Here is a 6,024-nt window from a genome sequence, read left to right on the forward strand (position 1 = left end):
ACTTCGTCTCAAGACGCGGGAGAGTAGGTCGCTGCCAGGTCTGCCAAACGCACGTTAAACCCAGATCCAGACGGACCGGGTCCAAATCTTCTCTTCACGAACAGGCCCGCCAACGGGACCAGGGGCCGCAACAGCGGCCCTTTCATTTGGTGAGCCTCATGCCTATCTTAGGCTCAGCCTTTCTACAGGCCAGCCGACACAAAGGTGACGCGGGGTGGAGCAGCCCGGTAGCTCGTCAGGCTCATAACCTGAAGGTCACAGGTTCAAATCCTGTCCCCGCAACCAACCTTCCCCCCCAAAGACTACCCCCCACGAACTGCGTTGACTGGGCCATCCGCTATGACAATGCTGGGGCAAGTAGGATATGAACCTGTGCCCTTCAGCTTATGACGCAGGATGATGAGCTACTGTCCCGCGAAGGTCCGTCAGGCCAAAGCCGACGGGCATTTCTGCTTGCGGTGCCGCAGCTCTCACTGCTGGTAATCGACCACCTTATCAGAGCAGGGAAGCGGCGGAGCGCACTTTCTCAACGACAGCGCGAGGACACCCAGGTTCGGCACGCGTCTGACTGGCGAACCACTCTAACTCTCTGTTTTGGCGCCGTTCCGGGCGCAAACTGCCTCACACGTTCACTGGAATCGCGCTACTGTCTTCAATGTTGCCGACATATCATGCAGGCACGGCGGAGTCGTGGCGTGGGCGGATCGGTCGCGTTGGCGCACTGAGGTGGGTCAGGGGGTGGGACGTCATGGAACAGAGCCGGCTGACGAAGAAGGAACGGCACGAGCTTATCCTGTCGGAGGTGCGCCGATCGGCCTCTATCCGGATATCCAGCTTGGCCATGCGGCTCGGCGTGGCCGGCGAGACCATCCGCCGCGACCTCATTGAACTGGGCGAGGCCGGACTGCTCAATCGGACCTATGGCGGCGCGACAATTTCTTTGGTGACGTCCGAGCCGGTCATTGCCGAGCGCAGCCAGACCATGATCGAAGAGCGCGCCCGAATTGCGCGCGGCACGGCTCGACTGATCCAGAAGGGCCAGATCGTGATGATCGACGGCGGCTCCACGACGTATGAAGTGGCGCGCAGTCTCTCGCAGTCGAAGCACGACCTGACCGTCATCACCAACTCCATCGGCGTGGCCTCGGTAGCCGGCGCCAATTCGAGCTTCCGCGTCATCTTGTGCCCCGGAACCTACGACAGCCGGGAGGCCAGCGTGTTCGGCGAGGACACGATCGAGTTCATCAGGCGCTACAACGCCGACATCGCCCTCATCGGCGCCTCAGGTCTGTCCGCGGACGGGCCCAGCGACATGATCTCGGGGGCCGCAGCGGTGAAGCGGGCGATGGTCTCACGCGCGCTGTCGACGGTCCTGGTGGTGACCAACGACAAGTTCGGCCGCAACAGCCTCGAGCGCGTCTGCCCGCTCGACGATATTTCCGGCGTCGTCACCGACCGTGAGCCCCAGCCTGACCTGCGGGCGGCGATCGAGTCGGCCGGTACGGAATTGCACGTCTTCGCCGACCGCTGAGCCTGGCCGAACCGGCGAAAGGCGGAATCGAGTTCGCGAGACAGTTGCTCGGCTCTGGTGGTGGGATCAGTCATATTGCCTCTGGAATGCTTCGATTGAGTCTCGGTGTCGCTGCCACAAGCGCCTTGCCTATTGCGGATTGCGGTGCATCGATTACGGCTCGGGCGTCACCGCTCTCGGCGATCCGCCCGCCGTCGAGGAGGATGACGCGGTGGGCGACAGACCGGACAACACCGAGATCATGCGAAATGAAGAGATAGGCGATGCGCTCCTCGGCCTGGAGGCCGAGCAGCAATTCGAGGATTTGTCCGCGCACCGAGACATCGAGCGCCGACACCGCCTCGTCCAGCACGATCAGCGACGGTTTGGTCGCGATCGCCCGGGCGATGGCGACGCGCTGCCGTTGGCCTCCGGAGATTTCGTGAATAGCGCCTAGGGCGACATCCGCCGGCAGCCCTACGCGCTCCAGCAGGGCGGCGATGTGTCCCGGGCGTTCGGTGCGGCGGGCGATTCTGTGAATGCGCAGCGGGTCGTCAAGAACGCGCGCTACGGTGGCGCGCGGGTTAAGGGAGGCCAGCGGATCCTGGAACACCATCTGCAGGCGTGCGCGGCGCGCGCGCAAGACCGCGCCGCGCAAGGCGAGGAAATCACCGCCTTCGAAGTTCACTCGGCCCGAATCCGGCTCGGCCAGCCGCAGCACCAGCCTTGCGATGGTTGATTTGCCGCTGCCCGAAGGTCCGGCCAGTGCCAGCGTTTCGCCAGCTTCGATGTGGAAAGAGACATCGTCCGCGGCGACGATGGTTTCGCCGCCGCGCCGGTAGCGCTTGCTGAGGTTGGACACCGCCAGCAGGCTCATGCGCCGGGCCTCCTCAGCAAGGGTTCGGCCTCGAGGCCGATATGGGCATCGAGCAGCGCGCGCGTGTAGAGGTGGTGCGGGGCATCGATGATCCGCGCGGCTTCGCCAAGCTCGATCAGCTGGCCATGGCGGAATACGGCAATGCGCTCGGCGAGTTCCGCCGCCAGAGCGATGTCATGGCTGATGAACAGCAGCGTCATGCCGTCCTCGGCCACCAGCCGCCGGATCAGGGCAACGATCTCGGCCTGCACGATGGTATCGAGCGCGCTGGTTGCCTCGTCGGCGATGAGCAGCTTTGGCCCGGCGGCGATGGCGGCGGCGATCGCCACACGCTGCTTTTGACCGCCGGAGAGTTGATGCGGGAAGGCGTGTAGGGCGGAGTCTGGATCAGGCAGGCGGACGCGTTCGAGCAAGGTCCTGGCCTTCGCATAGGCCTGCGGCCAGGTGAGGCCGAGATGCGTGCGCGCGACCTCGGCGATCTGTTTGCCGACCTTCATCACCGGATCGAGGCTGGCGGACGGATCCTGAAAGACGAAACCAATGTCGCGGCCGCCAAGGGGAGTTTTGCTGGGCTTGGATTTGAAAGTTCGGCGTTCCGTCACACCCCCCTCTGTCCTGCCGGACATGTCCGGCAGGACAGAGGGGGGTGTGACGGAACGCCGAACTTTCAAATCCAAGCCCAGCAAAACTCCCCTTGGCGGCCGCGACATTGGTTTCGTCTTTCAGGATCCGTCCGCCAGCCTCGATCCGGTGATGAAGGTCGGCAAACAGATCGCCGAGGTCGCGCGCACGCATCTCGGCCTCACCTGGCCGCAGGCCTATGCGAAGGCCAGGACCTTGCTCGAACGCGTCCGCCTGCCTGATCCAGACTCCGCCCTACACGCCTTCCCGCATCAACTCTCCGGCGGTCAAAAGCAGCGTGTGGCGATCGCCGCCGCCATCGCCGCCGGGCCAAAGCTGCTCATCGCCGACGAGGCAACCAGCGCGCTCGATACCATCGTGCAGGCCGAGATCGTTGCCCTGATCCGGCGGCTGGTGGCCGAGGACGGCATGACGCTGCTGTTCATCAGCCATGACATCGCTCTGGCGGCGGAACTCGCCGAGCGCATTGCCGTATTCCGCCATGGCCAGCTGATCGAGCTTGGCGAAGCCGCGCGGATCATCGATGCCCCGCACCACCTCTACACGCGCGCGCTGCTCGATGCCCATATCGGCCTCGAGGCCGAACCCTTGCTGAGGAGGCCCGGCGCATGAGCCTGCTGGCGGTGTCCAACCTCAGCAAGCGCTACCGGCGCGGCGGCGAAACCATCGTCGCCGCGGACGATGTCTCTTTCCACATCGAAGCTGGCGAAACGCTGGCACTGGCCGGACCTTCGGGCAGCGGCAAATCAACCATCGCAAGGCTGGTGCTGCGGCTGGCCGAGCCGGATTCGGGCCGAGTGAACTTCGAAGGCGGTGATTTCCTCGCCTTGCGCGGCGCGGTCTTGCGCGCGCGCCGCGCACGCCTGCAGATGGTGTTCCAGGATCCGCTGGCCTCCCTTAACCCGCGCGCCACCGTAGCGCGCGTTCTTGACGACCCGCTGCGCATTCACAGAATCGCCCGCCGCACCGAACGCCCGGGACACATCGCCGCCCTGCTGGAGCGCGTAGGGCTGCCGGCGGATGTCGCCCTAGGCGCTATTCACGAAATCTCCGGAGGCCAACGGCAGCGCGTCGCCATCGCCCGGGCGATCGCGACCAAACCGTCGCTGATCGTGCTGGACGAGGCGGTGTCGGCGCTCGATGTCTCGGTGCGCGGACAAATCCTCGAATTGCTGCTCGGCCTCCAGGCCGAGGAGCGCATCGCCTATCTCTTCATTTCGCATGATCTCGGTGTTGTCCGGTCTGTCGCCCACCGCGTCATCCTCCTCGACGGCGGGCGGATCGCCGAGAGCGGTGACGCCCGAGCCGTAATCGATGCACCGCAATCCGCAATAGGCAAGGCGCTTGTGGCAGCGACACCGAGACTCAATCGAAGCATTCCAGAGGCAATATGACTGATCCCACCACCAGAGCCGAGCAACTGTCTCGCGAACTCGATTCCGCCTTTCGCCGGTTCGGCCAGGCTCAGCGGTCGGCGAAGACGTGCAATTCCGTACCGGCCGACTCGATCGCCGCCCGCAGGTCAGGCTGGGGCTCACGGTCGGTGACGACGCCGGAAATATCGTCGAGCGGGCAGACGCGCTCGAGGCTGTTGCGGCCGAACTTGTCGTTGGTCACCACCAGGACCGTCGACAGCGCGCGTGAGACCATCGCCCGCTTCACCGCTGCGGCCCCCGAGATCATGTCGCTGGGCCCGTCCGCGGACAGACCTGAGGCGCCGATGAGGGCGATGTCGGCGTTGTAGCGCCTGATGAACTCGATCGTGTCCTCGCCGAACACGCTGGCCTCCCGGCTGTCGTAGGTTCCGGGGCACAAGATGACGCGGAAGCTCGAATTGGCGCCGGCTACCGAGGCCACGCCGATGGAGTTGGTGATGACGGTCAGGTCGTGCTTCGACTGCGAGAGACTGCGCGCCACTTCATACGTCGTGGAGCCGCCGTCGATCATCACGATCTGGCCCTTCTGGATCAGTCGAGCCGTGCCGCGCGCAATTCGGGCGCGCTCTTCGATCATGGTCTGGCTGCGCTCGGCAATGACCGGCTCGGACGTCACCAAAGAAATTGTCGCGCCGCCATAGGTCCGATTGAGCAGTCCGGCCTCGCCCAGTTCAATGAGGTCGCGGCGGATGGTCTCGCCGGCCACGCCGAGCCGCATGGCCAAGCTGGATATCCGGATAGAGGCCGATCGGCGCACCTCCGACAGGATAAGCTCGTGCCGTTCCTTCTTCGTCAGCCGGCTCTGTTCCATGACGTCCCACCCCCTGACCCACCTCAGTGCGCCAACGCGACCGATCCGCCCACGCCACGACTCCGCCGTGCCTGCATGATATGTCGGCAACATTGAAGACAGTAGCGCGATTCCAGTGAACGTGTGAGGCAGTTTGCGCCCGGAACGGCGCCAAAACAGAGAGTTAGAGTGGTTCGCCAGTCAGACGCGTGCCGAACCTGGGTGTCCTCGCGCTGTCGTTGAGAAAGTGCGCTCCGCCGCTTCCCTGCTCTGATAAGGTGGTCGATTACCAGCAGTGAGAGCTGCGGCACCGCAAGCAGAAATGCCCGTCGGCTTTGGCCTGACGGACCTTCGCGGGACAGTAGCTCATCATCCTGCGTCATAAGCTGAAGGGCACAGGTTCATATCCTACTTGCCCCAGCATTGTCATAGCGGATGGCCCAGTCAACGCAGTTCGTGGGGGGTAGTCTTTGGGGGGGAAGGTTGGTTGCGGGGACAGGATTTGAACCTGTGACCTTCAGGTTATGAGCCTGACGAGCTACCGGGCTGCTCCACCCCGCGTCACCTTTGTGTCGGCTGGCCTGTAGAAAGGCTGAGCCTAAGATAGGCATGAGGCTCACCAAATGAAAGGGCCGCTGTTGCGGCCCCTGGTCCCGTTGGCGGGCCTGTTCGTGAAGAGAAGATTTGGACCCGGTCCGTCTGGATCTGGGTTTAACGTGCGTTTGGCAGACCTGGCAGCGACCTACTCTCCCGCGTCTTGAGACGAAGT

The 6,024-nt window shown here is 64.1% G+C and carries 4 protein-coding genes, 2 tRNA genes and 2 pseudogenes; 4 read left to right on the top strand and 4 right to left on the bottom strand.

Annotated features, from left to right (window positions below; all coding sequences use genetic code 11):
- The first annotated feature begins 208 nt into the window (after nucleotides 1–208).
- Nucleotides 209–285, top strand: a tRNA-Met gene (locus LB513_RS25090).
- A 463-nt stretch (nucleotides 286–748) separates the two neighbouring features.
- Nucleotides 749–1,531 (top strand): DeoR/GlpR family DNA-binding transcription regulator, encoded by a 783-nt coding sequence (locus LB513_RS25095; RefSeq protein ID WP_224666176.1) that lies wholly within the window; start codon nucleotides 749–751, stop codon nucleotides 1,529–1,531.
- A gap of 70 nt (nucleotides 1,532–1,601) precedes the next feature.
- Here LB513_RS25095 and LB513_RS25100 read toward each other — a convergent pair whose 3' ends face one another.
- Both LB513_RS25100 and LB513_RS25105 read right to left on the bottom strand, forming a co-directional pair.
- Nucleotides 1,602–2,387, bottom strand: coding sequence for an ATP-binding cassette domain-containing protein (locus LB513_RS25100; RefSeq protein ID WP_224666177.1), 786 nt, complete (start codon nucleotides 2,385–2,387; stop codon nucleotides 1,602–1,604).
- Nucleotides 2,384–2,953: pseudogene (locus LB513_RS25105) on the bottom strand (ATP-binding cassette domain-containing protein); the annotation flags it as partial. The gene LB513_RS25100 and the pseudogene LB513_RS25105, both read right to left, overlap by 4 nt.
- Before the next feature lie 118 nt (nucleotides 2,954–3,071).
- On the opposite strand from LB513_RS25105, the pseudogene LB513_RS25110 reads away from it, so the two are divergent.
- A pseudogene (locus tag LB513_RS25110) lies at nucleotides 3,072–3,641 on the top strand (ATP-binding cassette domain-containing protein); the annotation flags it as partial.
- Nucleotides 3,638–4,423, top strand: coding sequence for an ATP-binding cassette domain-containing protein (locus LB513_RS25115; protein WP_224666177.1), 786 nt, complete (start codon nucleotides 3,638–3,640; stop codon nucleotides 4,421–4,423). The pseudogene LB513_RS25110 and the gene LB513_RS25115, both read left to right, overlap by 4 nt.
- A 70-nt stretch (nucleotides 4,424–4,493) precedes the next feature.
- Here the strand turns inward: LB513_RS25115 and LB513_RS25120 are convergent, their stop codons facing one another.
- Complete coding sequence (locus LB513_RS25120) at nucleotides 4,494–5,276, bottom strand: DeoR/GlpR family DNA-binding transcription regulator (protein ID WP_224666176.1); 783 nt, start codon at nucleotides 5,274–5,276, stop codon at nucleotides 4,494–4,496.
- Nucleotides 5,277–5,739: 463 nt separating this feature from the next.
- Nucleotides 5,740–5,816: transfer RNA gene (locus LB513_RS25125), tRNA-Met, on the bottom strand.
- Nucleotides 5,817–6,024: the final 208 nt, after the last annotated feature.

Origin of the sequence: Mesorhizobium sp. ES1-1, assembly GCF_020164785.1 — a bacterium.
GTDB lineage: Bacteria > Pseudomonadota > Alphaproteobacteria > Rhizobiales > Rhizobiaceae > Mesorhizobium.